The 26,519-nt window shown below is 58.8% G+C and carries 23 protein-coding genes; 3 read left to right on the forward strand and 20 right to left on the reverse strand.

What is annotated here, in order from left to right; all coding sequences use genetic code 11:
- Nucleotides 1–327: 327 nt before the first annotated feature.
- The 7 genes from nos to JZX89_RS21360 form a co-directional block, all read right to left on the reverse strand.
- Nucleotides 328–1,566, reverse strand: coding sequence for a D-nopaline dehydrogenase (gene nos, locus JZX89_RS21330; protein WP_045231695.1), 1,239 nt, complete (start codon nt 1,564–1,566; stop codon nt 328–330).
- Nucleotides 1,567–2,071: 505 nt separating this feature from the next.
- Nucleotides 2,072–3,136, reverse strand: a complete 1,065-nt coding sequence (gene ocd / locus JZX89_RS21335) for an ornithine cyclodeaminase (protein ID WP_045231694.1) — start codon at nt 3,134–3,136, stop codon at nt 2,072–2,074.
- Between the two features lie 47 nt (nt 3,137–3,183).
- Nucleotides 3,184–4,266 carry an NAD/NADP octopine/nopaline dehydrogenase family protein gene (locus tag JZX89_RS21340; RefSeq protein ID WP_045231693.1) on the reverse strand — a complete coding sequence of 361 codons (1,083 nt, stop codon included), beginning with the start codon at nt 4,264–4,266 and terminating at the stop codon, nt 3,184–3,186.
- A 75-nt stretch (nt 4,267–4,341) separates the two neighbouring features.
- The gene (gene rocF, locus JZX89_RS21345) at nt 4,342–5,298 is read right to left on the reverse strand and encodes an arginase (protein ID WP_080803215.1); all 957 of its coding nucleotides are present in this window, start codon (nt 5,296–5,298) and stop codon (nt 4,342–4,344) included.
- Nucleotides 5,299–5,345: 47 nt separating this feature from the next.
- Nucleotides 5,346–6,764, reverse strand: coding sequence for an FAD/NAD(P)-dependent oxidoreductase (locus JZX89_RS21350; protein WP_045231692.1), 1,419 nt, complete (start codon nt 6,762–6,764; stop codon nt 5,346–5,348).
- A complete protein-coding gene (locus JZX89_RS21355; RefSeq protein ID WP_045231691.1) occupies nt 6,761–7,054 on the reverse strand; it encodes a (2Fe-2S)-binding protein in 294 nt (97 codons plus the stop codon). Before JZX89_RS21355 ends, JZX89_RS21350 begins: the two co-directional genes overlap by 4 nt.
- Nucleotides 7,051–8,169 carry an NAD(P)/FAD-dependent oxidoreductase gene (locus tag JZX89_RS21360; RefSeq protein ID WP_045231690.1) on the reverse strand — a complete coding sequence of 373 codons (1,119 nt, stop codon included), beginning with the start codon at nt 8,167–8,169 and terminating at the stop codon, nt 7,051–7,053. The genes JZX89_RS21355 and JZX89_RS21360 overlap by 4 nt, the downstream gene beginning before the upstream one ends.
- A gap of 602 nt (nt 8,170–8,771) precedes the next feature.
- Here JZX89_RS21360 and JZX89_RS21365 point away from each other — a divergent pair.
- Together JZX89_RS21365 and JZX89_RS21370 are read left to right on the forward strand one after the other, a co-directional pair.
- On the forward strand, nt 8,772–10,808 hold the full coding sequence (locus JZX89_RS21365) for a hydantoinase/oxoprolinase family protein (protein ID WP_045231689.1): 2,037 nt from the start codon (nt 8,772–8,774) through the stop codon (nt 10,806–10,808).
- A 3-nt stretch (nt 10,809–10,811) separates the two neighbouring features.
- Nucleotides 10,812–12,767, forward strand: a complete 1,956-nt coding sequence (locus tag JZX89_RS21370; RefSeq protein ID WP_012654954.1) for a hydantoinase B/oxoprolinase family protein — start codon at nt 10,812–10,814, stop codon at nt 12,765–12,767.
- Between the two features lie 118 nt (nt 12,768–12,885).
- Here JZX89_RS21370 and JZX89_RS21375 read toward each other — a convergent pair whose 3' ends face one another.
- The 5 genes from JZX89_RS21375 to nocP form a co-directional block, all read right to left on the reverse strand.
- Nucleotides 12,886–13,806 (reverse strand): LysR family transcriptional regulator, encoded by a 921-nt coding sequence (locus tag JZX89_RS21375; RefSeq protein ID WP_012654955.1) that lies wholly within the window; start codon nt 13,804–13,806, stop codon nt 12,886–12,888.
- Between the two features lie 114 nt (nt 13,807–13,920).
- A complete protein-coding gene (gene nocM, locus JZX89_RS21380) occupies nt 13,921–14,646 on the reverse strand; it encodes a nopaline ABC transporter permease NocM (protein WP_012654956.1) in 726 nt (241 codons plus the stop codon).
- Between the two features lies 1 nt (nt 14,647).
- Complete coding sequence (gene nocQ / locus JZX89_RS21385) at nt 14,648–15,358, reverse strand: nopaline ABC transporter permease NocQ (RefSeq protein WP_012654957.1); 711 nt, start codon at nt 15,356–15,358, stop codon at nt 14,648–14,650.
- 72 nt (nt 15,359–15,430) lie between these two features.
- Nucleotides 15,431–16,282, reverse strand: coding sequence for a nopaline ABC transporter substrate-binding protein NocT (nocT, locus tag JZX89_RS21390; RefSeq protein WP_012654958.1), 852 nt, complete (start codon nt 16,280–16,282; stop codon nt 15,431–15,433).
- Between the two features lie 65 nt (nt 16,283–16,347).
- On the reverse strand, nt 16,348–17,121 hold the full coding sequence (gene nocP / locus JZX89_RS21395; protein ID WP_012654959.1) for a nopaline ABC transporter ATP-binding protein NocP: 774 nt from the start codon (nt 17,119–17,121) through the stop codon (nt 16,348–16,350).
- A 253-nt stretch (nt 17,122–17,374) separates the two neighbouring features.
- Between nocP and JZX89_RS21400 the strand changes: the two genes are divergently transcribed.
- On the forward strand, nt 17,375–18,277 hold the full coding sequence (locus JZX89_RS21400; RefSeq protein ID WP_041723969.1) for a LysR family transcriptional regulator: 903 nt from the start codon (nt 17,375–17,377) through the stop codon (nt 18,275–18,277).
- Nucleotides 18,278–18,508: 231 nt separating this feature from the next.
- Here the strand turns inward: JZX89_RS21400 and trbI are convergent, their stop codons facing one another.
- Genes trbI through JZX89_RS21440 form a run of 8 tightly spaced genes read right to left on the reverse strand, consistent with a single transcriptional unit; the run spans nt 18,509 to nt 26,511 of the window.
- Nucleotides 18,509–19,819 (reverse strand): IncP-type conjugal transfer protein TrbI, encoded by a 1,311-nt coding sequence (gene trbI / locus JZX89_RS21405; RefSeq protein WP_012654961.1) that lies wholly within the window; start codon nt 19,817–19,819, stop codon nt 18,509–18,511.
- Between the two features lie 12 nt (nt 19,820–19,831).
- Nucleotides 19,832–20,308: a conjugal transfer protein TrbH gene (gene trbH, locus JZX89_RS21410; protein ID WP_012654962.1), complete on the reverse strand. Its 477-nt coding sequence runs from the start codon at nt 20,306–20,308 to the stop codon at nt 19,832–19,834.
- Entirely contained in the window at nt 20,308–21,162 is an 855-nt protein-coding gene (trbG, locus tag JZX89_RS21415) for a P-type conjugative transfer protein TrbG (RefSeq protein WP_041724026.1), read from the reverse strand. The genes trbH and trbG overlap by 1 nt, the downstream gene beginning before the upstream one ends.
- Nucleotides 21,163–21,179: 17 nt before the next feature.
- On the reverse strand, nt 21,180–21,842 hold the full coding sequence (locus JZX89_RS21420; protein WP_012654964.1) for a conjugal transfer protein TrbF: 663 nt from the start codon (nt 21,840–21,842) through the stop codon (nt 21,180–21,182).
- Nucleotides 21,843–21,856: 14 nt separating this feature from the next.
- On the reverse strand, nt 21,857–23,053 hold the full coding sequence (trbL, locus tag JZX89_RS21425) for a P-type conjugative transfer protein TrbL (RefSeq protein ID WP_012654965.1): 1,197 nt from the start codon (nt 23,051–23,053) through the stop codon (nt 21,857–21,859).
- Nucleotides 23,047–23,265, reverse strand: coding sequence for an entry exclusion protein TrbK (gene trbK / locus JZX89_RS21430; protein WP_012654966.1), 219 nt, complete (start codon nt 23,263–23,265; stop codon nt 23,047–23,049). Before trbK ends, trbL begins: the two co-directional genes overlap by 7 nt.
- Nucleotides 23,262–24,071 (reverse strand): P-type conjugative transfer protein TrbJ, encoded by an 810-nt coding sequence (trbJ, locus tag JZX89_RS21435; RefSeq protein WP_012654967.1) that lies wholly within the window; start codon nt 24,069–24,071, stop codon nt 23,262–23,264. The genes trbK and trbJ overlap by 4 nt, the downstream gene beginning before the upstream one ends.
- Nucleotides 24,043–26,511 (reverse strand): conjugal transfer protein TrbE, encoded by a 2,469-nt coding sequence (locus JZX89_RS21440; protein WP_207135308.1) that lies wholly within the window; start codon nt 26,509–26,511, stop codon nt 24,043–24,045. Before JZX89_RS21440 ends, trbJ begins: the two co-directional genes overlap by 29 nt.
- Nucleotides 26,512–26,519: the final 8 nt, after the last annotated feature.

Below are 26,519 nucleotides of genomic sequence, written 5' to 3' on the forward strand. Positions count from 1 at the left end.
GTTTTTGTATTGTAATATAAAGTAATTCCGGATTGTGATAATTAGTAGTTAAGAATGTCTGTGTGAGGGGATTTCCTCTAGGAAAAATTTGATTTTATACGAAATTAACATCCTTTATTTTGTTGCTAGATTAATATAGAAAACATAAAAATAACAAAGTCGAAAGCACAAAAAACACACTTGATAAGAAAAATACGCGTTACATTTTACATAAATATGATAATTCAACAGAAATTATATTAGATGCATCGCAATACGGTGATAGGGGTGCGGACTTATGAACTTTATTACAAGAGGTTGGAACGAACTGCGTGGCGCACGTCTTCTTTACTTCATCATCTCATCCTTAACAAGTATGGTGGCACCAAAGCGGATCAAGTCTCCTGACCTGAAGTTACCAATCACGCTGGATGTTTTGTCAGTTGGCGGAAAGTTTGCCTTTCCCGCATGAATAATATTGATGAACGCGCGGGTGAGGGGCATCTCGATTTTGGTAATAGTTGCAATTGCCGCGATATCCTCCAATGAGCATAATTCCTCAGAAAAATAACGATGTTCCATGTTGTCAGGGCATGCATAATGCACGTTATGAGGTGATGGTGCGAGGCAATATTCCCTTAGGGTCGCATAATTAGTGCCATATTCATCATTGCATTCCTGCAAGAGAGAATTGAGATGCAACCCACACGCTTTGGCAACCTTCCGGCGCTCTTGGTCTACCTGCTCTTGAACATTGCAAACGTAAGTGTTGGATCCTTCACCATAAAAGAAAAAGTCCGTCTCGGCTCGTGGGGTTCGCTCGTCTAGTTCAAGAAGCCACTGCTCAGCTCTTTTGGTAAGGGAATTGACAGGGTCGCGCAATCTTCCGATGTTCATAACAGCGGCAATCGCATGAGTGATATAGTTGGAAAAGAACAGCACCTGCAATGGTGGGATGGGGATGATCCTAGCCGTAAATAGCTGGGCGAAGATGATCTTGATATCTTCGGGTAAATCGATGACGCCAACATCATTTCGATGAATTGGGAAACACGACAGTCCGAAAGAAGCTTTCATTTCCTTGATGTTGACCTTACATTTTTTTTTATCCGATAGCTTAGACGTTGTGGGCGAATTATCCGTCTCGAGTATTCGCTTGCATTGCAGCTGCCTCTCGTACTTCATGGAAAACCCATGGCCGCAGACGACGAGAATATCCTTTTCTGCGAGTTCACCGTTGAAGTTGGCTAGTTCACTGACGAAGCTGTCGTGAACGTCCGCACGGGTGACAATAATCAGTAGATGGCTGGAGCGAATAACTGCGAGCAGATCATCAGAGGCTGAGACCGTAAATGAACCGTTGATCACTCCCTCGGTGGTGACGACTCCTTCGTTGGCTTTGATTGCTGAGATCGATCCTGGATGATCCGCTGGTGCCCACAGAGCCGTGGAAACGTGCCGAGAGGCGAACCAAGCCGCTAATGCAGTCCCAGCGTGACCAGAACCGAGGACACCTACAGTCAAGGGAAGCGGATGATGACCTGCGGCTGGGACAGGTAGAGAAGTTGAGGATGAAGCGAGAGCCATTATCGAATATTTTGGTTGAGAGAGAATATGAGATATCTGATTGAGTTCCGAAAGGAATTTATGTCAAACGTCAGTTGCGTTGTGGCAAGAAACTCTTGCTGGCTGACAGTGACCTGAGGCGACTTTTGTACGCCCAACAGTGGTTTCTGACGTACGTGCTTAGCTCATTAAAACTCTAGCAGCCGGCGGCTGAGTGGCTCCTTCAACTTTAAAGTTCAATCCATCCCAAAATTAAAACGGCTTGTCCAACGTCATCGCCCCGGTCAATAGCGTGGCTGCCTTAAATTTTGCGCTCCTGATCGGTTTGTCATTTTCCGTAATCAATTGTAAATATCCAGTGTTTGACAGGATATATTGGCGGGTAAACCTAAGAGAAAAGAGCATTTATTAGAATATTTGTATGTTTGTAAGAGCGTGAAAGACTCATTCGATCGTTCGTTTGTATGTGCAAGCCCCATAGAGCCCGTTCTAGATGCTCGACGGTCCACGCGCTATTGGCATCTCTTCAACTTCCCAAAGTTCGGAAAGCCTGACGACGCAGCAACATTCCAAAGAGATCTCGAGGCTCGTCCGGATCGGCTATTAGGTCGAGTGGGCTGCTGTGGCTTGATCCCTCAACGCGGTCGCGGACGTAGCGCAGCGCCGAAAAATCCTCGATCGCAAATCCGACGCTGTCGAAAAGCGTGATTTGCTTGTCGCTCTTTCGGCCGACGTCCTGGCCAGTCATTACGCGCCAAAGTTCCGTCACAGGATGATCTGGCGCGAGTTGCTGGATCTCGCCTTCAATCCGGGTCTGTGGCGGAAACTCCACGAAAATATCCGAACGCAGCAAGATATCGCGGTGCATCTCGGTCTTGCCTGGGCAGTCGCCGCCGACGCCGTTGATGTGGACGCCGGGCCCGATCATATTGTCGCTCAGGATCGTGGCGTTGTGCTTGTCGGCCGTCGCTGTCGTAATGATATCGGCACCTTCGACCGCCTGTTCCGCAGAGGTGCACGCCTCGATCTGAAACCCGAACCGCTGGAGATTGCGGCTGCAGCGAGCTGTTGCCTCCGGGTCGATATCGTAAAGCCGTATCCGATCGATATGGAGCAGCGCCTTGAAGGCGAGCGCCTGGAACTCGCTCTGGGCACCGTTGCCGATCAGCGCCATCGTGCGCGCATCTTTACGCGCCAGATATTTTGCCGCGATCGCGGAGGTTGCGGCCGTTCGCAAGGCCGTCAGGATTGTCATTTCCGACAGCAGCAGCGGATAGCCGCTATCGACATCGGAGAGCACGCCGAACGCGGTCACCGTCTGGCGTCCCGACTTCGTGTTTTTCGGGTGGCCGTTGACGTATTTAAAGCCGTAGAGGGTGCCGTCGCTCGTCGGCATGAGTTCAATCACGCCGTCCCGCGAATGCGAGGCGATGCGTGGAATCTTGTCGAAGCTTTCCCAGCGCCGGAAATCTTCTTCAATGTAGCCGGCCAGTTGAACAAGGAAGTTCTCGACCCCGGTGCTGACCACCAGGTCCATCATGTTCTCAACACTGATGAACGGAACGATGTTGAGGTTGGCAATTGCGGGCATCTTTTGGCCCCCTTCATTGGTTTGATAGACTGTCGGACGAGCCCGGATCACACGGGTTCGTCCGTGATCGCGTACCCGGCGATTACCCGTTTCCTGAGCGTGGGCAGATCGAGCGGGCCGAGGTCTGGAAGCAGGTCGTTTTCTTCGGAGAAGTCGCGTCCGTAGCAGGCGCTTAAGATCTGCACGCCGCTTTCATGCAAGGGTGCAGACAGGCCGGCTGCTTTTGCCAGATGCAGGGTCGGGATCAGACCGAAGGGAACGTCCTCGAGCACGTAGCGAGTATCAACGCTCTTTGGGCCTGCCGGGTCGCTTCCGCGCTCGACCAGGATCGACGATATTTCCGAAACGGATTGGCCGGATATGTCGAACGACAATCGGAAGTGATCGAAGGTGGATCGGACCGTCTTGCCGAAGGCGGAAGCGATTGCCAGCCTCTCCAGATCGAGCGCCTCAAGGAAGCGGCCGACGGCAGGCGTGACGTTGGTGTTCTGACCCCATTCCTCAGCTCGCTCGATACGTGACAGATTGCACAGCGCGATGCCCATATGGTCCTGGGGATTGAGATTGCTCAATGCGATCGTGAGGATATCGTCCTTCACGTCGAAGCGATCACCGAACAGAGCGACACAGGTTTCGTGCGCCCGTCCTGCGAAACGTGCCGGCACGGTCGCCATATCGACCTTTGCCCGGATGGCGCCGATGTTGAACGTATCCGCCTCCCGCAGCTTGCATGTCAGCACAGTTGTGCTCCATGCCGTGATTGGGATCTCGATTCCACGCTCGGCCAACCCTTTGGCGAGGTAGAGCGCCGCAAAGGAAAGATGGGCGCTGATGATCACCGAATGACGTGCGCTGAGGTGCGGCAGAAGAGCGTCGAGAACAAAGCGGTGACCATAGGCGGGCAGCGCCAGCACGATCACATCGGCTTCGGCCAATTCCTGGGCGTTCGTGCAGATATGCGGGTGGAACTCCGTGATGATCGCACCCGTGATCTTCACCGGTGCGCCGGCAGAGAAAGCAGCAGTTCTTTCGCGTGAACGCGACCAGATCAATGGCTCATGTCCATTCTGCAAGAGGAACGCCGCATACCCAATGCCGATCGATCCTGCTCCGGCGATTCCAACCTTCATCTTCTTCCTCCTGGTTTCGAAGGGTTGTCTCAATGCGAGAGGCAAACCTCGATCGCACCGGGCCACACCCGGTGGTCAAAATGCTGTTGTCACCCTGTCGAACACGCGCCGGCCGAACAGGCTCGCGGCAAGATCGGTCATCAGTCGGGCCGTGCGCCCTCGCTCGTCCAGAAACGGATTGAGCTCCGCAAGGTCGAGCGAGGTGACGAGACCGCTGTCATGGAGCATCTCCATGATGAGGTGTGCCTCTCGGAAAGTCGCCCCGCCCGGAACCGTGGTGCCCACCGCCGGCGCAATCCCGGGATCGAGGAAGTCGACGTCGAGGCTGACGTGCAATCTGCCCTTGGCCTTGCTCACGCGGTCAAGAAAGACGCCCAGCGGGCGTATGACCCCTTGCTCGTCCAGAACCCGCGTGTCGGAGACTTCGATACCGATCTCGGCAACCCGGCGCCTTTCTTCCGGGTCGACCGAGCGAATTCCCATCATGGATACGTTGCGGGGATCCACACGCGCGGCCAGCGGCGGTAGTCCTTCGAAGCCAGGCTGGCCCGTATAGTAGGCGACCGGCGTGCCATGAAGATTGCCGCTTGCAGTCGTGTGTAGGGTATGCAGGTCTGGGTGCGCGTCCAGCCAGAGGACGAATTGCTCCCTGCCGAGTTCGGCCGCTCGTTCGGCCTCCCCGGAAACGGTACCGGCAGACATTGAGTGATCGCCGCCGAGAAAAACCGGAAGATCGCAGCTGCGGGCCATCTCCAGCGCCTTTTTGGAGAGACTGCGCGTCCATCCCACCAGAGCATCGAGGTTCTTCACCGCGGAATTGGTGTGACTGATTTCGGGCTCCGCCGTCGGCGTCGCATCTCCGAGATCAGTGACGGCCCAGCCCAGTTCCGTCAAAGCTCGCGACAAGCCGGCAGTCCGAAACGCATCAGGCCCCATCAGGCATCCGGGTTGGGATGCGCCGCTTTGAACGGGGGCTCCCGGGATTTGGCACGTCTTCAACTCATTCTCCTTGCGACGCCGTGAGGCGTTCATTTCTTGACTGCAAATCTGGTCACCACGCTGTGGCGATGTCAGAACGATCACTCATGTATCGACGCTGAAACGACTTCCTCGGCCTGCTGAGCTGCAAGCATCGATACCGTTAAGGGAACGAAGGGAGGCCGCGGATTGAACAGGCCGACCTCGCCAGCGGTCAGACCGGCGACGGACTTCACCAGTTCGTGCACCGGGTAGCCGCACTGCCTTCCCTGACAGGGACCCATGCCCGCGCGTGTAAAACTCTTCAGCTGGTTAGGGCCTCGGCAAGCGCCACGGACAGCAGCTTCCCTCAACACGCCCGCGCTCAACTCCTCGCACCGGCAGACGATCGTTTCGTCGTCCGGCTGGGTCCGCGCAATATTCGGCGGGTAGGCCCCATCCAGAAATCGCCGGAACGACTTTTGCCGGCCATGCTGTGCTCTCAGCGGTTTTGTCTCGGTATTCGCCTGAGCGGCCGTCAGGGCGCCGTCACGAAGAAGGATACCGGTCGCGGCGATCTCTCCTTCGATCTCGGCATTGACGGCGCCGCCGATCCGAGCACCGTCCCCGGCTATGTACAGTCCGTCCGGACCTGCGTTCATCCACTCGTCGCGCTCAAGCCGGAACGCTGACTGGCCGACATCCCACATCAGTTGCGCGCCGACCGACACGGCCAACTGATGGCTTGGCACCAGCCCCTCGTGTACAAGAAGGGATTTGACCTCCAATCGGTCGGACCTGCCGTTTGAAGTTTCGAACCGTACAGTTTCCAGTCGTCCGCTTCCTTCGGCGCTGATTTTGACCACGTTGCGTACGTGCCGAACGCCACTGAACTGCGGTAACCAGGCAATCCCTTTCAGGATTTGGCCGGGCTCCTTTAGCGCCCCGCGAAAACCGCGCAGCGAACGGCTGATGAGACCCCGAGGGGTCGTATCGAGATAAGCGACGGGCTTTGTCCCGGCGAGCCGCATCTGCTGCATGTATAGTAGGGGAAGAGGTCCGCTCCCGACCACGGCAACTGGCCCCCGTGGCAGTTGGCCCGCCGTCTTAAGGAGAATCTGTGCGGCGCCGACCGTCATGATGCCGGGTAGCGTCCAGCCGGTGAACGGAACCGGGCGTTCCTGTGCGCCCATAGCGAGCAAGAGATGCCGTCCCATGACAGAACGAATTTCTCCACCCTTTACATATTCCACCGTCCAACCCTGGCTGAGCCTGCTTACCTGAGCCTCCGGAATGTAGTCGGCGCCGCTGGCCAGGAATGCTTCGATTTGCCGGATGCCGCGTCGATATTCCGCCCCCAGAACGTTTATGACCGGGCTCGTCGCGTTGCTGCCGGCATTACGCCAGATCTGACCTCCGGGCTGTGATTGCGAATCCAGCAAGACGACGGATAGGCCGCCGCGCACAGCTCGCCTCGCGGCGGCCATGCCAGCGGGGCCAGCTCCGACGATTAACAGGTCGGCGCTCGAATTCGGGTTCATTTCAGCCTCTTCGGATGGTCATGGCGTTCGACCCTCATGCCGGCTTGAACCGTTTGCTGACAGCTTCGGATCGTGCCGATGTCTTCGATGTACACGATACATTCGAAACAGACGCCCATCATGCAGTAGGGCGCCCTGGGCTGGGCGGAAGGAAAGGAGGTCCGCGTATGGATGTCGTCCAGACGCAGAAAGACGGCGGCCAGAGGCTCCCCATCACGAGCGGTCACAGTTCGACCGTCGATGGTGATTTCCACGCTTGGGCCGGAGGGAAAGAGAACTTCACTCGTCACGCCGCGATCCCCATCTTGAATCTGCTGCCGCGGAAAGCGTCGTAGGATGGCTCCCTTCCATCGGCTGCCAACCAATCGGCAAAAGGACCCGCATGCAGAGCGGCAAGGGTGACGCCGGAATGGCATGCGACGACATGGATGCCGGGGTATCGCCGCGACCGATCGTAGACCGGCACCCCATCCGGGGTCAGCACGCGGAGTCCCGCCCATTGCCTTATGACACGCAACGCGCCGACGTCAGGCATCACACTGATCGCGCGATTGGCGATATGACGTGCGCCGCCAGCTGTCACATCGGTAGACCGGCCCACACGTTCATTCGTAACGCCGAGCTGAAACGTGCCCGTCATAGTCTGACGAATACCGCTGGCGGCGTAAGGAAATACCGGGGCGACCCGTTCCGTGATGAGAAGCTGCCCCTTTTCCGGAACGAGCAGAAGTGGAAGGTCCAGGCTCTTGGCAAAAGCCATGGAGTCATTTCCCGCTGCAATAATCACCCGCTCCGCTTCTATCGTGAGGCCATCCGTTGCCAGTCGGAAGCCACCAAGCGTGGGCGCGATGCTGTCGACGTGTTCGCCCGTCACCAAGGTTCCACCGAGGCGCACAAATCCCTCCAGCAAAGCGCGAAGGACCAGGAGAGGATTGACGTCACCGTCCATATGACTGAACGACGCTGAACACACCTTCGGCCCGAGACGGATGTCGGGAAGCATGCGCTCAAGGCGCGAGCGCTCCAGCATCTCGAAACGATAGTCAGGATGAATGGCAGCCATCTTTTCGCCGATGGCTTTTTCTTCTTCCGCCTGAGCTTCCGACACACAAAAGAGCAAACCACCGTTGCGGCGGTACTCTACGTCGACACCGGTCAGCTCTTTCAACTCGGAGGCAAAACCTGGCCACAGCTCAGCGCTTTGCCGCGTGATGCGATGATATTCAGGATATTCGTCGCCCTTGCCTTGAACCCAGATCAGGCCGAAATTTGTTCGGGACGCACGCAGCGCATCGTCCGCGCCATCGATGATGATCACCCGGCGCCCCAACTTGGCTAACCCGTATCCAATTGCGGCGCCCACTACGCCGCCGCCAACAATGGCCGTCTCGAACTCGTGATCCATTTAACCTTCTCACAATACGAAGGCTTCCGTGCCCGGGCGAAACGTTCGATCCGTGGCCATTAGCCCCCAGTGAGCCAGACGCATCCTTCAATCCTCGTGCGGTCGGCTATACAGTGTGTCCAGCTGTCGCCGTTTGACGGCCAAGTTTTGAGGACCTTCTTTGCTTCGGTTTCATCAGTCTTGAACAGATGATCACCATGTGAAGCGGGTCGATTGCAGATCTGGCTATCTTGGAATTCTTGCCTTCCAGCTTAGGGATAAGGCGTTGCCGTCCATGCTACAAGGGTAGTAATAGGCATACGGCGATGTTCAAATGTTATGAAGGCGGCATGGTCCTAGGGCCGTCGCGAGCGACAGGACGCGATCTCAGTCACCTTCGTCGCCCTCAGTTTCTATAAAGCAGGCGAGTCTCATCCGTTCCGATTGATTGCCGTTGCCAATCAATCGGTGGGATATGCAAATTCTCCAAGCGGAGTGAGCAGCGTATTCATCGCTGAAATATCGCGATGATCATTCCAGAACGGAGACAGGTTTCATGCAGATCAGAATAGATCGAAATACCCCGCAGGCCGACCAACTGAAGAAGCGAGGGTGAGCGGCAGATGCTTAGAATCGGCGTTGATATCGGTGGGACGTTCACAGATTTTTGCGGGTGGCGTGAAGGAGAGGACAGGATCGTCACTCTGAAGGTTCCTTCGACTCCTCCCGCTTTCGAAAACGGTTTCCGCGAGGGATTTGAAAAACTACTGGAACGGCTCGCGCCCGAGCCGGGCGAGGCGGCCTTCGTCATGCACGGCACCACGGTCAGCACGAATGCCGTAATCGAGCGAAAAGGCCCGAAGATCGCGTTCTTCGTAACGAAGGGATATAGGGATCTGCTCGAACTGCAGCGGATCGGCGTCCGCAACCCTCTGAACCTGTTCGAGACCCGAACCAGGCCGCTGATCGATCGCGAGATGGTTTTCGAGGTTGAGGAACGACTGCTGCGCGGCGGCTTGGTTCGAACCTCGATCGACGAGGCAGCAGTCGAGGCACTTGCCCGTCGTGTAGCCGACGCAGGTGCTGCCGGCTATGCGGTCGCGCTGCTTCACAGCTACGCCAACCCGCAGCATGAACAAGCGGTCGCGCGGGCTATCCGTAAAGCGGTCGGCGAAGATGCCGAGGTCAGCCTGTCCAGCGAGATCTGGCCGCGGATCGGAGAATACGAAAGAGCGATCGTCAGTGTGCTCAACGCTTTCGTGAAGCGCCGGATGAACGAGTATATCGGCGCGGTCGAAACTTATGTGGCTGAACGGTTGCCAGGGTCGCAACTTTTCGTCACACGCTCGAACGGTGGTGCGATGGCCGCCAGTGAGGCGCGCAACTTCCCCATCCATACACTTCTGTCGGGTCCGGCGTCTGGCGTGACGGCTGTGCAATATCTCGGCCGCGCCTTGCGCGAACACAACATCCTCACCATGGACATGGGTGGCACCAGCACTGACATCTCGCTCGTGCGCGATGGCGAAGCTCTCACCTCGACTTCGGCCGAGGTGGGTGAGTTTCCGGTTGTCATGCCAGTTACCAGCATCGAGGCGATCGGCGCAGGCGGCGGTTCGGTCGTCACGATTGATGGCGGGGTGTTGCGTATCGGCCCGCGCAGTGCTGGGTCCTATCCTGGCCCTGCCTGCTTCAGCCGAGGCGGCACGGAACCCACGCTGACCGATGCCTTTTTACTTGCGGGCTATTTGCCTGAAGCCCTTCTTGGCGGCGATATGCAGCTCGATCGTCATGCCGCCGAACGCGCTATGGCGCCGATTGCGGAGACTCTCAAGACGGACGTGCTCAGCGCCGCGGAAATGTGCGTCACCGTCGCAAGCTCCAACATGGTGGCCGGTGTCTTGCCTTATCTCGCACGCCAGGGCGTCGATCCCGAAGATCTGACGGTGCTCGTTTACGGCGGAGCTGGCGCGATCCAGGGGCCGCTCCTTGCGGCCGAGATCGGCGTGAACCGCGTTCTTGTGCCGGCGACACCTTCCGTATTCTGTGCCCTCGGGGGCCTTGTCTCTGATTTGAGCAATGACGCGCTCGAAACCGTCCACGGCCTTGATATCGATGGTTCTCTCATCGCGAAGAAGTTTCAGGTCCTTCGCGAGCAGGGAGCCGAATGGTTATCGCGGCAGGCACCGCCGGAGCGTCTCGTGTCGAAAACGTTCGAGTGCTGGGCTGAGATGCGCTACGTCGGGCAGTCCTTCCAGGTTGACGTGCGGCTGCCGGATACGGCGATCGAAGCGCACGACATTGCCGCAATGCATGCCGCCTTCCACCAAGAGCACGAACGGATCTACAGCCATGCCGACAAAGCGGCGCCAGTCGAATTCGTCGACCTGCGCATGCGCGTGCGTGGATCGATGTCGATACCTCAGCCCACAACACCTGAAACGTTCGGGGCTGGCGGTGCGCTCAAAACGGTTCGTTCGATGCGCTTCCACAACAAACTCATTCCCGAGGTACGCGTCTTCGATCGCGCATCTCTCACCCCCAACGATGCGATCCAGGGGCCGGCCGTCATCGAGCAGCGTGATGCGACGATCGTCGTTCCGCCAGAGTTCGTTGCCCGCGTTGGAGCCTTTGGCGCAATTCTCATGACCCGGAGCTGATCAATGGATGCCGTTCGTACTGCCGTCATGAACAATCGATTCAACGCGATTGTCGAAGAAGCCTCTGCCGCGATCTACCGCACCGCCCACACGACTTTCGTTAAGATCGTGCAGGATTATCAGTGTGCGATTGCGACTGCCGAAGGCGAAATGTTCGCTTATCCGATGTTGTCTGGCGTCAATGTCTTCGTCGGCTCCCCGTTGAAGCCGACGCTGGATGCCATCGGCCGGGAGAACCTGAAGCAAGGCGATATCATCATCACCAACGATCCCTTTGCCACGGACGGTCTGGTGACGCACCTGATGGACGTTACGCTGCTTTATCCGATCTTCTACGACGAGAAGCTGATCGCGATCGGCTGGGCATTTGTCCATGCGTCCGATATCGGCGGCGCCGTTCCAGGAAGTATCTCGCCAGCCTTCACGGAAGTATTCCAGGAGGGCCTCCGTGTCAGGCCAATGAAGCTCTACGAAGGAGGGGTGTTGAACGAAGCGATCAAGTCGATCTTCCAGGACAACAGCCGAATTCCGACCGAGTTGTGGGGCGACATTCAGGCCATGATCTCGGGCCTGAAGAGCATGGACCGGCGCGTCAGCGAGCTTTGCGAGCGATATGATCGTGAGAGTGTCGAGGAGGGGATGCAGGACGTCATCAACTACGCGGAGACCAAGGCCCGCGCGGTGATCAGGACGATTCGGGACGGTGTATATACCTTCTCGGACTATCTTGAAGGGATCCATGATGGTCAGCTGGCCTATTTCAGCGTGACCATGACGGTGAAGGACAGCGAGATCGAGGTTGATTTTACCGGCACGGATCCGCAATTGGCGGCCGCCTACAACCTGGTAACGGGGGCAACCACCCACCCCTACATTATCCAGTGCCTTTACGCCTACATCCTGACCGTTGATCCGCTGACGCCGCGCAACTCCGGTATCTTGCGGGCGATCCACGGCCATGCTCCGCGCGGCACGGTTCTCAACGCGGTCTATCCCGCATCCGGCGGGTCTCGTGCTGCATCAGCGACACGCGCCTACGACGTTATCCTGGGGTGCCTCAATCAGGCACTACCGGAGGGCCTTGCCGCAGCCGGTGGCGGTATGAGCGGGGTTATCGTCGTTTCGGCTCCCGATCCTCGTACAGGCCGTGACCGTGTCAACGTGGTGGGTACGATCGACGGCGGCGGCGGTGCCCGCCGTGGCGTTGACGGCCTGGACGGATCGGAAGTACGCTACTCACAGCGCAGCGTGCCAGTCGAAGTCATCGAGATCGAAACGGTGCTGGTCATGCGGGCGCTCCGCCTCGTGCCGGACAGTCGCCGCGCGGGAAGATTCGCCAGCGGCGCCGCGCTCGAAATCGAAATGGAAAACACGTCAAATCGCGCGGTCATAACGGTCAGAAACCTGAACCGGTTTGTGTTCGCGCCGTGGGGCTTCAAGGGGGGAGAGATCGGTCTTCTGGGTAAGGCAATCGTCAATCCTGGCCGACCCGATGAGCGATCGGTCGGCAAGATCTCGGTGCTGGAGCTCGGACAGGGCGATATTCTCAGGATCACCAGTTCCACAGGCGGGGCGTTCGGCGAACCTCTTGAGCGGGATGTGGCGGCGATCGCGCGCGAGATCGAAAACGGCATGATTTCCCCGGAGCGGGCCGCCGACGTCTATGCTGTCGTCTTCGACCGGGACGGTAAGATCGACGAGGCGGCGACCGCGGAACAACGCCGCGAACGCGGGAACCGAAAGTCAGACGACTTCAATTTCTGCATCGAACGCCAGCGTCAGGACCAGGTGTGGTCGCAGCAGACACGCAGGGAACTGGCATCGCGGGCATTGACCTATGAACAGCGCATCCGCAGCCAGCTCGTCGATCGCGTTCATCACCGCCTGTTGGCGAAAGGTGAACGGGTTGATGCCGGGAAACTGGATCAAGTCATCGCCGAAGAAGCCGGCCGGTTGTAGCGGCAATGGTCCTGTGATGGTAATCAGTTAGTATGAACGGTCGTCTGAAAGTGCGGCTATTGGAAGGGATGCCTCCTCCAGGGGCTCCCTTTGTTCATTCAGAATTTCACAAGCGCCGCTATTTTCGTGCTGAAATCAGGTTTTGCGCAGCCAACGTCGCAAACTCGACGAAAGGCAGTATCCCTGGAACCGGGCAATCTGGATTCCAGCCCACGGCCATCGAAATCTCGACGGACATATCGTCCACAACTCGGGTAACAACGCCGTCGGGGGCCATCGCAGACACCCACTCCGGCAGGAACGTGATCCCGACGCCGGCAGTCACCAGGGCCAGAGCTGTATTGGTGTCGGAGACCGCTATGTCGTTCTCGATCAGCAGGCCGGCGCCGACAAGTTGTTCGTATACAGTCTCAAAACACGATAGCTCGAAGCGCTTGAGCGCGAAAACACCGTGTCCGGCGAAATCTGATAATTTCAACGCGGTTTTTCTCGCAAGTACCGATTGGCGGGGCATGACGGCAACAAATCGTTCCGACAACAGGTGCTGAAACCGTACCAGATTGCTGTTGGATGGCGGTCGCATCAACCCGACATGGAAGTCACCGCGCTCGATCCCTCGCAGAAGCTCTATGGAATCGACCTCTTTGATGACAAGCCTAGTCCTGGGAAACCTTTGCCGGAAACGGCTCAAGATCAAGGGGAGCAATTGACTGGTGGCCGGGCTGATCGCTCCGATGATCAGCTCTTCTCCGCCGGGACTGAGACCGCCGGCTTCCAGCTTGGCATTGAGGATCGCCTCGTCGATTTTCAAAAGGATCTCGCGCGCGTGATCAAGGAATGATGCTCCCGCACGCGTCAGCTCCACGCGCCGCGTAGAGCGGATGAACAGTTGCACCCCCATAAGCTCTTCAAGCCGCTTGATCTGCTGGCTGAGCGTTGGCTGCGACATGTTCAGTCGGATCGCGGCTCTGCGGAAATGTAGTTCTTCAGCGGCAACGACAAAACAGCGGATGCTTCCAATTTCTATTTGATACGACATCTCCGCTCACCAATACAAAGCGACGTAACATTCAAACCCTAAGATTTGAATGTTACGTCGACATTCGCCCGAGCGCACTCTTTCGATCGGTAACCCAACGGGGATTTCCAAGTTCTAATGCGTCTCCACGGCCTTCGGAGCCGTTCCGCCCACCCGGGCGCGCATGTGCGGATTGAGCCACCACTCCGCCAGAATGACCAGGCGGCTGACAATGAACGTGATGAACAGGTAGATCGCACCGGCGACGATGAACACTTCGACCGGGCTGTAGGTGGCCGAGATGATCTGCTTCGCCAGACCGGTCACTTCGACGATAGTGATTGTCGAAGCAAGCGACGTCGATTTGATGATGAGCATGACTTCGTTGCCATAGGCCGGCAACGCTTGCCGGATGGCGATCGGGAACACGATTCTCCTAAACTGGAGAACTGTGGACATGCCGACAGCGCGCGCCGCTTCGATCTGCCCGAGAGGAACCGCCTGTATGCCGCCCCGGATGATTTCGCTGGTATAGGCCGCGGTATTGAGGGCCAGAGCGAGGATCGCACAAAACCACGGTTCGCGGAACGACGACCACAGACCAATTTCCGTGAGAAACCCTCTGAACTGAGCCGACCCGTAGTAAATCAGGAACATCTGCACCAGAAGTGGGGTCGATCGGATCAGGTAGACGTAGCCGTATGCTACCGAAGAAACGATGCGGTTTTTCGAAAGCCGCATAAGCGCGACAGGTACCGAAACAACAAATCCGATGAGGAGCGATATGAACGCGAGCGCCAGCGTCGTGGGGACGGCAGCAATGAGTTTGGGGAACGACTCGATGATGAGTTGAATATCCATATTATTGGCTCCTCACACCGCGGTTCGCCCACTTTTCAGCTTTAAGAAAGCCCCGATTTGACACGGAGGAAAGAACAAGGAAGATCACGAAGGCGGTGATATAGAAGGTAAAGGGCTGCTTCGTCGAACCTGCCCCCATCGCCGCTGTCCGCATGATTTCGACCAGGCCGACAACGGAAATTAGCGACGTGTCCTTGAGCGTGAACTGCCAGACATTTCCAAGGCCTGGGAGGGCGAACCTAGCCGCTTGTGGGATCAGCACCCGCCGCAGCCGCAGCCACGGACCCATCCCAATGGACTTCGCCGCTTCGATCTGGCCGGGGGGAACAGCGAGAACGGCAGCGCGAATGACCTCGGTGGCATATGCTCCGGCACTCACACTGATGCAGAGTACGCCGATCACGAAGATTTGAGGCTCGATGTACCCCTCGTATCCGAACAGTCCATTGGCGATGGTGCGCAGGAGTGTGCCGCCACCGAAGAATACCAAAAAGATGATGAGCAGTTCAGGGACGCCGCGAACGACCGTCGTATAGACGTCACCGAGCAGGCGTAGTGACCAGAAACGGGATAGTTTTGCCGCAGCGAAAATCGAACCAAAGATGATTCCGAAAAGGTACGAACAGGCTGCGACGACAACAGTCATCATCGCCCCGCGCACCAATTCATCGCCCCAGCCGGCATCTCCCCATTGCAATAGTGTCAAGTCCATCGACCACGCCTCAAGCTTGCTAAACAGATAGAGCGCCGGCCACACGAGTGCCGACGCTCCTATTGAAAGTAATTACTGCTTGGGAGACGCGTCGTAACCGAACCACTGTTGAGACAGCTTCTGAACGGTCCCATCGGCAATCGCGGAATCAATTGCTTTGTCGAACAAGGCTTTGAGATCGGTATCCTCTTTGCGGATGCCAACGCCGACACCCTTGCCGAACACTCCCCCCGTCATCCTCGGACCAAACATCTTCAGGTCCTTGTTGTCAGGCTTGTCCGTTAGCGGCTTCAGGAAGCTGACCGAAGCCAGGCTCGCGTCGATACGGCCGGCCTTCAGATCCATTACGACATTGTCGATGGTGTCATAGGTGGAAATCTGCACGCTCGGCATCATTTGTTTCATGAACGCTTCATGAGATGTACCGGCTTGAACGCCAAACTTCATGCCTTCGAAAACCTTGGTGAACTTATCCAACTCGGTTTTCTGCTCGGGGGTGATATTGTCGAGCGGAAGGTTCTCGAGTGCCACCGGGGTCTTCAGAAGTGGACTGTCCGCTGTCGTCAGGAACGTCATCGGCGTGAGGAGATACGGGCGGGAGAACGAAATGACCTTTTCGCGCGCCGGCTGAATTCCCATCGCCGCCATAATGGCATCGTAACGACCCGCCGTGAGAGAAGGAATGATCCCGTCCCAAGCCTGCTCGACGAATTTACATTCGATGTTCATGCGCTTGCAAAGGTCGTTTCCGAGATCGATGTCGAAGCCGATCAGTTTTCCGCCCGCATCCTTGAAGTTGTACGGCGCATAGGATCCTTCGGTTGCAATCGTAATGCTCTTGTAGTCCTTGGCCTGTGAGGGGCCTGCCGCGACGAGGACGCCGGTCACAACTGCCGCAAGCGCATTTAAGTTGAAGAATTTCATAACGTTCACCTCTGTTGCTGTTATTTTTTTATTTCGAGTGTTGACTCTTCTGCGCGCTTGCGCGCTCACAGAACGCTGGAGAGAAAGGCCCGACACCTTGGTGACGTCGGGTTCTGGAACACTTCTTGCGGCGTTCCCTGCTCTTCGATTTGCCCCTTTTCGAGAAAGAGAACCTTGCTCGATACGTCGCGAGCAAAACCCATTTCGTGCGTCACCACGACCATCGTCCGCCCCTCCTCGGCGAGCTTCCTGATCACCTTCAGGACTTCACCCACCAATTCCGGATCGAGGGCAGAGGTTGGTTCGTCGAAGAGAAGCGCGCTCGGCTGCATAGCCAGTGCGCGTGCGATGCTGACGCGCTGTTGTTGCCCACCTGACAATTGAGACGGGTAGGCGTCGTGCTTGTCGGCAATACCGACCTTGTCCAGGAAATCCATTGCACGGTCGCGCACGTCGCCCTTGGGCTGCTTGAGAACGTGTACGGGGCCTTCCATGACGTTCTGCAGGACAGTCATATGTCCCCACAGATTGAAGCTCTGAAACACCATGCCGAGTTGCATCCGCATGCGTTCGATCTTTTTGCGATCGACGCCGATCAATCGGCCAGCCGCATCCGTTTTGACGACGACCTCTTCCTGCCCGACAGCGATACGGCCCTTGTTCGGGGTTTCGAGGAAATTCATACAGCGCAGGAAAGTACTCTTACCGGACCCGGAGCTGCCGATAATCGAAACCACATCGCCTTTATTGGCCGTGAGTGAAATGCCCTTCAGAACTTCAAGCGTTCCGAAGTTCTTATGGATATCTTCTGCCACCAGGGTGGGCTGCGTACCGTCCATTCGCGTTCCCTTGTTCTATCATTCCCTATCCCTTGCGATGCAGCGAAAAACCGTGCCGTTAGCACGGCCGAGAATGGCGCAGCCGGCACCTGTCCGGCTTTCATTCTCAAAGGTGAAACACGTGTTCACGTGGCCACCGCGGTACATTCTTCGAGAGTAGGACCCAGTTTTCTATTGTTACTAAAAGCTTGCCTTCCATATCGCAAGGGCAGTAATAGGCATGCGCCCATGTGTATTTGTTATGGAGAAAGCAATGATTCAATCGCGTCAGTTAGAAGCGTTCCGGGCAGTCATGCTGACAGGAGGTATGACGTCAGCAGCGAATCTGGTGAGGATCACGCAGCCCGCGATCAGCCGGCTGATCAGGGATCTCGAAGAGGAAATTGGGATCAGCCTCTTCGAAAGAACGGGCAACCGGTTACGTCCTACGCGGGAGGCCGGTATTCTGTTCAAGGAAGTGTCGCGACATTTCAACGGGATTCAGCACATCGACAAAGTCGCGGCTGAACTGAAGAAGTCTCACATGGGGTCTCTAAGGGTCGCCTGTTATACGGCGCCGGCTCTGAGTTTTATGTCCGGCGTCATCCAGACGTTCATCGCCGATCGGCCCGACGTGTCGGTCTACCTCGACACGGTTCCCTCCCAGACGGTCCTCGAATTGGTCTCGCTCCAGCACTACGATCTCGGAATATCGATATTGGCTGGCGACTATCCTGGTCTCACCATTGAACCTGTCCCTTCGTTTCGTGCCGTCTGCCTGCTGCCGCCGGGGCATCGTCTCGAAGACAAGGAAACTGTTCATGCGACGGACCTTGAAGGAGAGTCATTGATTTGCCTCTCTCCGGTGAGCCTTCTACGGATGCAGACAGACGCCGCACTGGACAGCTGCGGCGTCCACTGTAACCGCAGGATAGAAAGTAGTCTGGCACTGAATCTCTGCGATCTGGTAAGCAGGGGAATGGGGGTTGGCATTGTCGACCCCTTCACTGCCGACTACTACAGTGCAAATCAGGTTATTCAGCGCTCCTTTGATCCGGTTGTCCCCTACCATTTTGCTATAGTTCTTCCGACTGACAGCCCGCCGCCGCGCTTGGTTAGCGAATTCCGGGCAGCGTTGCTCGATGCTTTGAAAGCCTTACCCTATGAAACCATTTGATCGTCAGGTTCGCCGCAAGTTGTCAAAGAAATCGGGTTCAGCCCGGTGTCGTGGCCGGAAAGGCTGGCGATGATCGCGATGGCCGTGGATGGTATCGCTTTCCCGAAAGCAACGAAATTGTTTGGACTTGGCACATCTCTGGCTCCCGGGGTGTGATGCGATCGGTTGGGCACTTTTGTCACGGTGTTATTTCCCCGAACGCGGCAGGGTCGTTGAGACTGGGCACGCGTCTCATCGATATGTTCCGGGGAAAACAATGTCCTGATCGACAAGGACATTGAATTTGTAACCAGGCCGGATCTCGATCGTCGGCTGTACGTCCATGTTTCTCTCGATGGTCCGGTCAGCGACACGACCGAAGGTTTCGGCAAAGTTCCGACGCGCCGCATCGGAGGCCGTATCCTGCGTCGCCAGTGTCGAACTCTGCGGAACCGCCATGTCAATCCCCGTGCCGATCACGGCAATGAGGATGGCCGAACCAAACGTCTGGAGCCACTTCCGATCCACCTTATCGCGGAAACCGCTGTAGCCCTGCGCGTCCGTCCCGGACATGCCGCCGATCTGCAGCGTCGAGCCATTCGGGAAGATGATGTCGGTCCAGACGACCAGCACCCGGCTCTGGCCGAACGACACTTTGCTGTCGTAACGGCCGAACAGTTTCGTACCCTGCGGGATCAGGAGGCGGTGTCCCGTCGCTGAATCGTAGACGTTCTGGCTCACCTGGGCGGTGATGCGCCCGGGAAGGTCGGAATTGATCCCGGTGATCAATGTCGCGGGAATGACTGAGCCGCGCTTGAGTTCGTAGAGCGACTGTTGGGGGACGACACGGTTCGGCAGGTAGCCAAGTTCCTTGAGGTCGGCATTGAAGAAATCCTCCTTCGACTTCTGGCCGTTCGGATCAACATTTTGCCCGCCGAGACCGGCACGAAGAGCGGCCGCGTAGAGGTCGGGCGCTCCGGGTGTCACCGCAGTGGAAACCCCGTTCGTTGTCGCTGCTGCCGTGTCGTTTGTGTCCGCTCCTCGCCCAGCGAACTTGCCGCGGTCGACCGCGATCGGCGAATCATAGGCGGCGTCATTGGCCTGCAGCCGGGCCATTCTCTGGCGCTGCCGCTCACGAAGATATTGCTCTTCCTGCTCGCGCTGCAAGCGGGCGCGCCAGACCTGTTCCGATTCCAGTTGCGGTTCCGGCCGCGCGTCTTCCCGTTGACCGGGCTGCGGCGTGAATGGATTGACGGAGCGCTTCTCTTCCTGCGTCTCGACCGGCGTCGGCTGCAGCGTCGTCACCTGCTGCGGTTCGCCGATGATGCCGTCCGAGACCCCACGTTTGATCTGGTCGGCGAAGGTTGACGCCGGATTGCCGGAGCTTGTGTCCGGTCCGGTGTCGCGGAAATATAGCCCTCTCGATGTCAGACCGTAGAAGATGACACCAAGGAAGGCGACGACCAGCACGACCACGACGATGATCGGCAGACGGTTAATCCGGCGCATGCCAGAGCCTGTCTCGTCGTTGGCAGTGCCGCCGAGCTTGAGCGATTGAACCATGACCGCCCTCCCCTAACCGCGCTTCATGACTGAGAGTGCGCTCGCCGGCTGCGCACCCGTCGTTGTGACGGTGTAGGCGCGGCCAAGCTCGACGCTGTTCGTAGAAAGGCGGGCCAGGAGCTGCCCCTCGAACGGAATGACGACATAGGCGAGCGGCACGGTGCGCGCAGCACCATCCGTCTTCTGGTCGGTCACCACCGCATAACCCCAGCCCTTCAGGGCTGCCTCGAGCGCCTGCCCGAAAGGCGAGCTGTCCTGCTTTAGCGAGACAGTCGTGGTCCCGGGGCCGATCTGCTCGGCGAGCCTGCTCACCATATCGCCGGCGATCGCGCTCGCCGCCTGGCCTGAGATCTCGGCAGGGGCATTGCTGGAGGTCAATTCTTCCGTTCCGCGCGACTGGCATCCGGAAAGGAGAAGGGCGAGGGCGCAGGCGGCGGCAGGGCCGCGGAGGGTGTGCAAGGCGCGCGCGAGAAAGGGGAAGCTTCGCATCACCGCCCTCCCCGCCGGATCGTCACCTTCTCCTGTCTCCAGCCGACGCCGGAGACCAGGACCGCGCGGTCGACGTGGTAGTCGACCACCATCATGTCGCCCTTCATCCGATAGTTGACGATGCGGTTCTGACCACCGGAGACGACAAACAGCACGGGCGCATCCTGGCCGGAGATCGTGCGCGGGAACTGGACGTAAGTCTTCTCCCCGTCCGAATAGACGCGCGTCGGCCGCCACCCTGCATTGCCCGATACAGAATAGGCAAAATTCAGTTGCTCGGCGGGAACGCCGGCGCCGGGAATGGTGCTGGCTTCCATCCGCGCGTTGATGTCAGCGAGCTTGATGGACACGTCTTCCGGATATTCGAAGCCAACACGTGCCATGTATTGTGTCTGGTGCGACTTGAGCTGGATATGGTAGGTGCGACGCGAGGTGGTCACCACCATCGAGGTGACAAGGTTGGACTCCGATGGCTTGACGATCAGGTGGATCGCCTGCCCTCCTGCCGCTCCCGATGTTGCGGGCTCAACCTTCCACCTAACGGTGTCGCCGACGAGTACGTCGCGAACGACCTCGCCGCCCTGGAGCTCGATGTCGCAGACCTGCAAAGGTGAGCAGACGACGGAGGGCTGCACTTCGCCATAGAGGAAGATCACCTTCCCGTCCGGTCCTTTCGTGACAAGCCCGCGTGAGTCGCGCCACTGGGTGGAAATCCCCATCCCCTTCGCTTCATTGGCGGTGACGCCATCAGCTGCGAGCGCGCGGGAGGAAAGAGAAGTCGGCAACGGCACGATTGCGGCAACGATCGCGGCGGCAGCCAGCCTGGCCGGAAAACGTCTCAGTCGAATGTTCATGTTCGGGGCCATGCCTTTCAAAGCTGCGCGGTCCAGTCGAGATCCCTAAGATAGAGTCCGATCGGGTTAAGCCGGATGACGCCCTCGTCCTGCGGCGGTGTAAGCGTCACGGTGGCGATCCCGCGGAACCGGCGCGTGGCGGTCTCCTTGCCGCGGCGATCGCGCTCGAACTCGGTCCAGTCGATCTGGTAGGACTGGTTCGACAGCGCGACAATGTTGTTGACCTCGACGGCGACGGTGGCGTTCTTCGCCTTCTCGAAGGGTGAGGAGGAGCGGAACCAGGCATTGATTTTTTCTGTCGCAGGGTCCGAGGTCCGAAGCAGCGCATAGGTGCGGTCGATATATTGTTTCTGCACGACAGCATCCGGCGACACCGACCGGAAGTTCGAAACAAAACTGCCAAGCGTGGCGCGCACCACACGCGGATCGGCATACTCGATCTGCTGCGGGAAACCGGCGCTTGAGGCCGTGCCGAGCTTGTCGACCTCGACGATATAGGGCACCAGCTTGACCTGAGTGCTCTGGTAGAGAGCGTAGCTGAAGCCGACCACCGCCATGGTCATCCCGGTGACGCCGACCAGACGCCAGGCCGCGGCGGCCTTCACATAGGAGCCGTAGCGCTCGTTCCATTCCGTTCTCGCTGCGATATAGGGATTGTCGGGCGGGGTGCGTCCGGCCATGCGCGGTCAGCCTCTTACTTGTTTTCGTTGACGGGTGGAGGCGGAGGAGGCGCCGAGGGCCTGCCGGATTGCCGGGTCTGATCAAGCTTGGCATTGGCGAGGCCGAGCAGAGAGCCGGCATAGGCGCCGGGCGAAGCGATCGCCTTTTCTCGTGCCGCAGAGCTTGCCGCCCATCCGGCGTTGCCGATGCCGGACGCCATGCCGCGAAGGGCTGCTCCCGCCATCGACGATCCCCCTGCCCTCGCCGAGCTCGCTGATTCTGCCCCCTTCATCGCGGCGCCCGCGCCAAGGAAGGCGCCACCGGCGGCGAAGGCGGCCGTCTGACCACCATGGCGGATCGCCTCCATGCCGCCTGAGACCGATGCGCCCTGCACGACGCCCTGGATGATCGGCGGCACATACATAGCGATGATGAAAACCACAACGGAGATGCCGGCGATGCCGATCGTGGTGATGAACTGGTCGGAGGTCGCCGTCGGCGCCTCGGCCAGCCCTATCAGAATGTCGGATCCGATCTTCGCGATCATCACCAACGCCATCAGCTTCATGCCGACCGAGAAGGCATAGACAAGGTAACGGACCGCGAAATCCTTGGTATAGGAGCTGCCACCCAAGCCGAGCATGATCATGCCGGCGAGGAGGCCCACATACATCTCGACCATGACGGCGACAAAGATCGCGGCGACGAGGCTGAAAGCGACGACGACAACGATCATCGCGAAGACCGCGGCGATCGCCAGTGCGTTGTCCTCCCACAGCCCGAACTTCGCCTGTTCCGACATTTTGGAGGCTACGCGGATACCCGCATCGAAGATGTTGGCCGGCGACGCGGAGCCCCCGCCGGCGCCGATCTGGAACAGGCTGTCCACCACCGCCTTCGCGAGCGCCGGGCCGCGATCGAGGATGAAGGCGAAGAGACCGATGAACATGATCCGACGCACGAGCTCGGCGAACCACGCGTCGAGGCTTGCCGCATTGATAGCCAGCCACACGGCAGCAATACCGATCTCGATCCCCGCGAGGATCCAGAACAGGGACCGTGCCGCGTTCATGATCGTCGTCTCCCAGCCCTTGGCGGCGGTGACGACCTGGTTCTCCAACGTGGTGAGCACGGAACCTTGCTGTGCGAGCGTCGGCGCTGTCGCAAGAGCCAGGATCGCGATGACGATGAAAGCGGTTTCGAGCTTGCGGGACGGGCGGACGACTACCATCGCGGCTTCATTTCCTGCCCGCCGCGCACGTCGCGATCCGGGTCGCCGCCGAGGAAGCGCTCCCGGTGGTCGCGCTGCGCTGCGCCAGAACCGGACGTCCCGGCCGGTGTTTCAGTCGCAGCATCCGGTTGGACCACCACCCAGACGATCATGCCGGCTCCGAAGGCGACCAGACCCGCGACTGCGAGGACGATGAGGATGCGCGGGCTCACCAGCGCGGCTCCATCGTCTGGCCGCCGCGAATGTCATTGGTCGGCGCGTTGAAGAATTTTTCGCGTCGGGCCTGGGCGAGGTCTTGTCTCGCCTGTTCCGACTGAAACCATGTTCCCATCATCGTGGTCTGCTGCGACACCAACCCACGCAGCTTCTGCATCTGTGCCACCTGCTGGGTGGCGATTTGGTGCCCCACCTGCAGGGCCTTCATCTGGCCGTCGGCGCTCTCCGACATCGAGCGCAGCGAGGACATGGTGGATTCCTCGCTAGAAAACTGCTCGGCCGTGAGGTTAGCCGCCTTCAGTGTGCCCGCGATGGTGTCGCGATTGGTGTCGGACCAGTTCTGATAGGTCGTTGAGAAGCTCTGGCCGCCCGGCAGGTTGCTCTTCATGTCGGCAAAACTCTGGAAGCGCTGCTTCACGACGTCGTCGATGTTGCCCATCGAAAAGGCGACGCCCTGCCCCTGCGCGACGATGTTCTGGAGCTTGTTGAGGTCGTTCTCGACCTGGCCCCAGATATGGGCCGGCAGTTGCGCGGTGTTCTGCAGCAGATTCTTGTAGATGTTGATCTGGTTCTGAATCTGCTCGGCAAGCTGGCTGATCTGGGTAATCTGATTGTTCACCTGCTCGGCGGACTTGCCGACGAGACTAATGAGCTCCGCATTGTTGGCGAGTTGGGTCCATTCGGTGGCCTGTCCGGTAACGCCGCCGGCATATGCGGTAAACGGCAGAGCGACCGGGACGATGATGGCCGTGATCATGGCGGCGCGCGCCGCTTCAAGCGGCCTGGAAAAGTGTTTCGGCATGGGCGATCCCCCTTTGCTGGAGCCAGTGCTTGGGCCAATCCGCCCCGTGTTGGAAGTGAAGGGCGCGGATGCGCTTCAGGTCCTCCTTGCCGGACGCACCGACGAAGGAAAGCGCTACGGGACCGAGCGACATATCGAACAGCCGGCGGCCCTCCGGCGAGGCGACGTAATATTCGCGTTTCGGCAGTGCGGTGGCGACGATCTCGATCTGTCGCTCATTGAAACCGATGCGCTCATAGAACTCGCGCGTCCCTGGCTCGCGTGCCGCGCCGTTGGGCAGACATATCTTGGTCGGGCAGGATTCCTTCAGCACGTCGATGATACCGGAGCGCTCGGCGTCGGAGATCGACTGCGTGGCGAGCACGACTGCGCAGTTGGCCTTGCGCAGAACCTTCAGCCATTCACGTATCTTGTCGCGGAACGTCGGATGACCGAGCATCAGCCAGGCCTCATCGAGAATAATGAGGCTGGGCGCCCCCGTCAGCCGCTTCTCGACCCGCCGGAACATATAGAGCAGGACCGGGACGAGATTGCGCTCACCCATATTCATCAGCTCCTCGACCTCGAAGCACTGGAAAGCGCCGAGCGCCAGTCCGTCCTGTTCGGCATCAAGCAACTGGCCCATCGGTCCATCGACCGTGTAGTGGTGCAGCGCATCCTTGATCTCGCGCATCTGCACACCGGAGACGAAGTCCGAGAGCGAGCGGCCGCGCGATTCCGCCATCAGGCCCAACTGCCTGGAAATGGCGTTGCGATAGTCAGGCGTAACCGTGACGCCCTGCAGGGCGACGAGCGTCTCGATCCACTCCGCCGCCCAGGCGCGGTCGCCGTCCGACGCGAGTTCGGCGAGCGGGCAGAAGGCCAGTCGCGGCGAAGCCCCCTCCCCTTCTCCGGACGCGTCCCCGCCGATTTCGTAGTGATCGCCGCCGATGGCGAGTGTCAGCGGCAACATCGACCGCCCCTTGTCGAAAGCGAATATCTGCGCATCCGCATAGCGCCGAAACTGCGCGGCGATCAGCGACAGCAAAGTCGATTTGCCCGAGCCGGTCGGGCCGAAGACCAGCGCATGCCCGACATCATCGACATGCAGGTTCAGGCGGAACGGCGTCGAGCCGCTGGCGACCTGCATGAGCGGCGGCGATCCCGGCGGATAGAACGGGCACGGTGCGATGGGGCTTCCGGACCAGACCGAGTTCAGCGGAATGAGGTCAGCGAGATTGCGCGAATTGACGAGCGGCTCGCGGATATTGGCATAGGAGACACCCGGCAGACTGCCCAGAAAGGCGTCAGTCGCGTTCAGCGTCTCGATCCGGGCGCCGAATCCTTCGGCCTGGATCAATCGACGGATCGCCTCGCACTTTTCCTGAAGCCGTTCTTGCTGTTCATCGAACAACACGATGACCGGCGTGTAATATCCATAAGCGACGAGCTGCGACGATGCCTCGGCGATTGCGTCCTCCGTCTCGGCCACCATCATCATGGCGTCCTGATCCACCGAACGGCTCTGGGTCTGGAAAAGCTGATCGAAGAACGGCCGCACCTTCTGCTGCCATTTCTTGCGGGTGCGCTCCAGCTTCTGGCGTGCCTCCTGCTCGTCGAGAAAAACGAAGCGCGACGACCACCGATAGGTGAGCGGCATCAGGTCGAGGCTGTTGAGGATCCCCGGCCAGCTCTCCGCGGCTAAGCCGTCAATGGCGACGACGCCGAGGAAGCGGTTCTCGACCGTCGGCGTCAGACCGTGCTGCAGCTCGGCCGTGACCAGCCAGTCAAGATACATCGGGATATCCGGGAGCCGGACTGGATGGTTCTCACCGGTGATGCAGAAGCGGATGAACTGGAACAGCTCGTCATAGCGGGCTATCCGGAAACCCCCGCGCTCTTCGGTTTCGCGCGTCACCATGCGGCGGATGGAGACGACATTGGCAAGGTACTGCTCAACCTCGCGGATCGAGGTCCGGAAAGACTCTAGCGCCGTGTCGGCATAGGTGGCCGAACGGCTGGCAGTGTCGGAATAGACGTAGCGCGCCAAGCCGGAGCGCCGAGGCTCGGGCGGCCGCCAGGTCAGGATCAGCGCGTGTCGGCTCTCGAAATGCCCGCTCTCCCTCTCGAAATGCGACCTGCGCTCCTTATCGATGGCGCGGGTGACGGGATCGGGAAAGTGGCAGGCGCCCTCTGCCGGATAGTCGATCGTCGGGACCCGCAAAGCCTCGACCTGGATCATCCAGCCCGAGCCCAGACGTGAGAGGATCATATTGATCTGCCGCGACACCTCGTTGCGCTCTGAGTCTGTCGAGCTTTCGCTGTCCGGGCCGGCAAAATACCAGCCGGCCGTCAGTGAGCCGTCCTTCAGAAGGATCACGCCATTGTCGACCAGGCCCGCATAAGGAACCAGATCGGCGAATGACGGTCCGGAGTGTCGGAAGAGTTTCAGTGCCACCATGTCCGCCT

Source organism: Agrobacterium burrii (assembly GCF_017313405.1).
Classification (GTDB): Bacteria; Pseudomonadota; Alphaproteobacteria; order Rhizobiales; family Rhizobiaceae; genus Agrobacterium; species Agrobacterium burrii.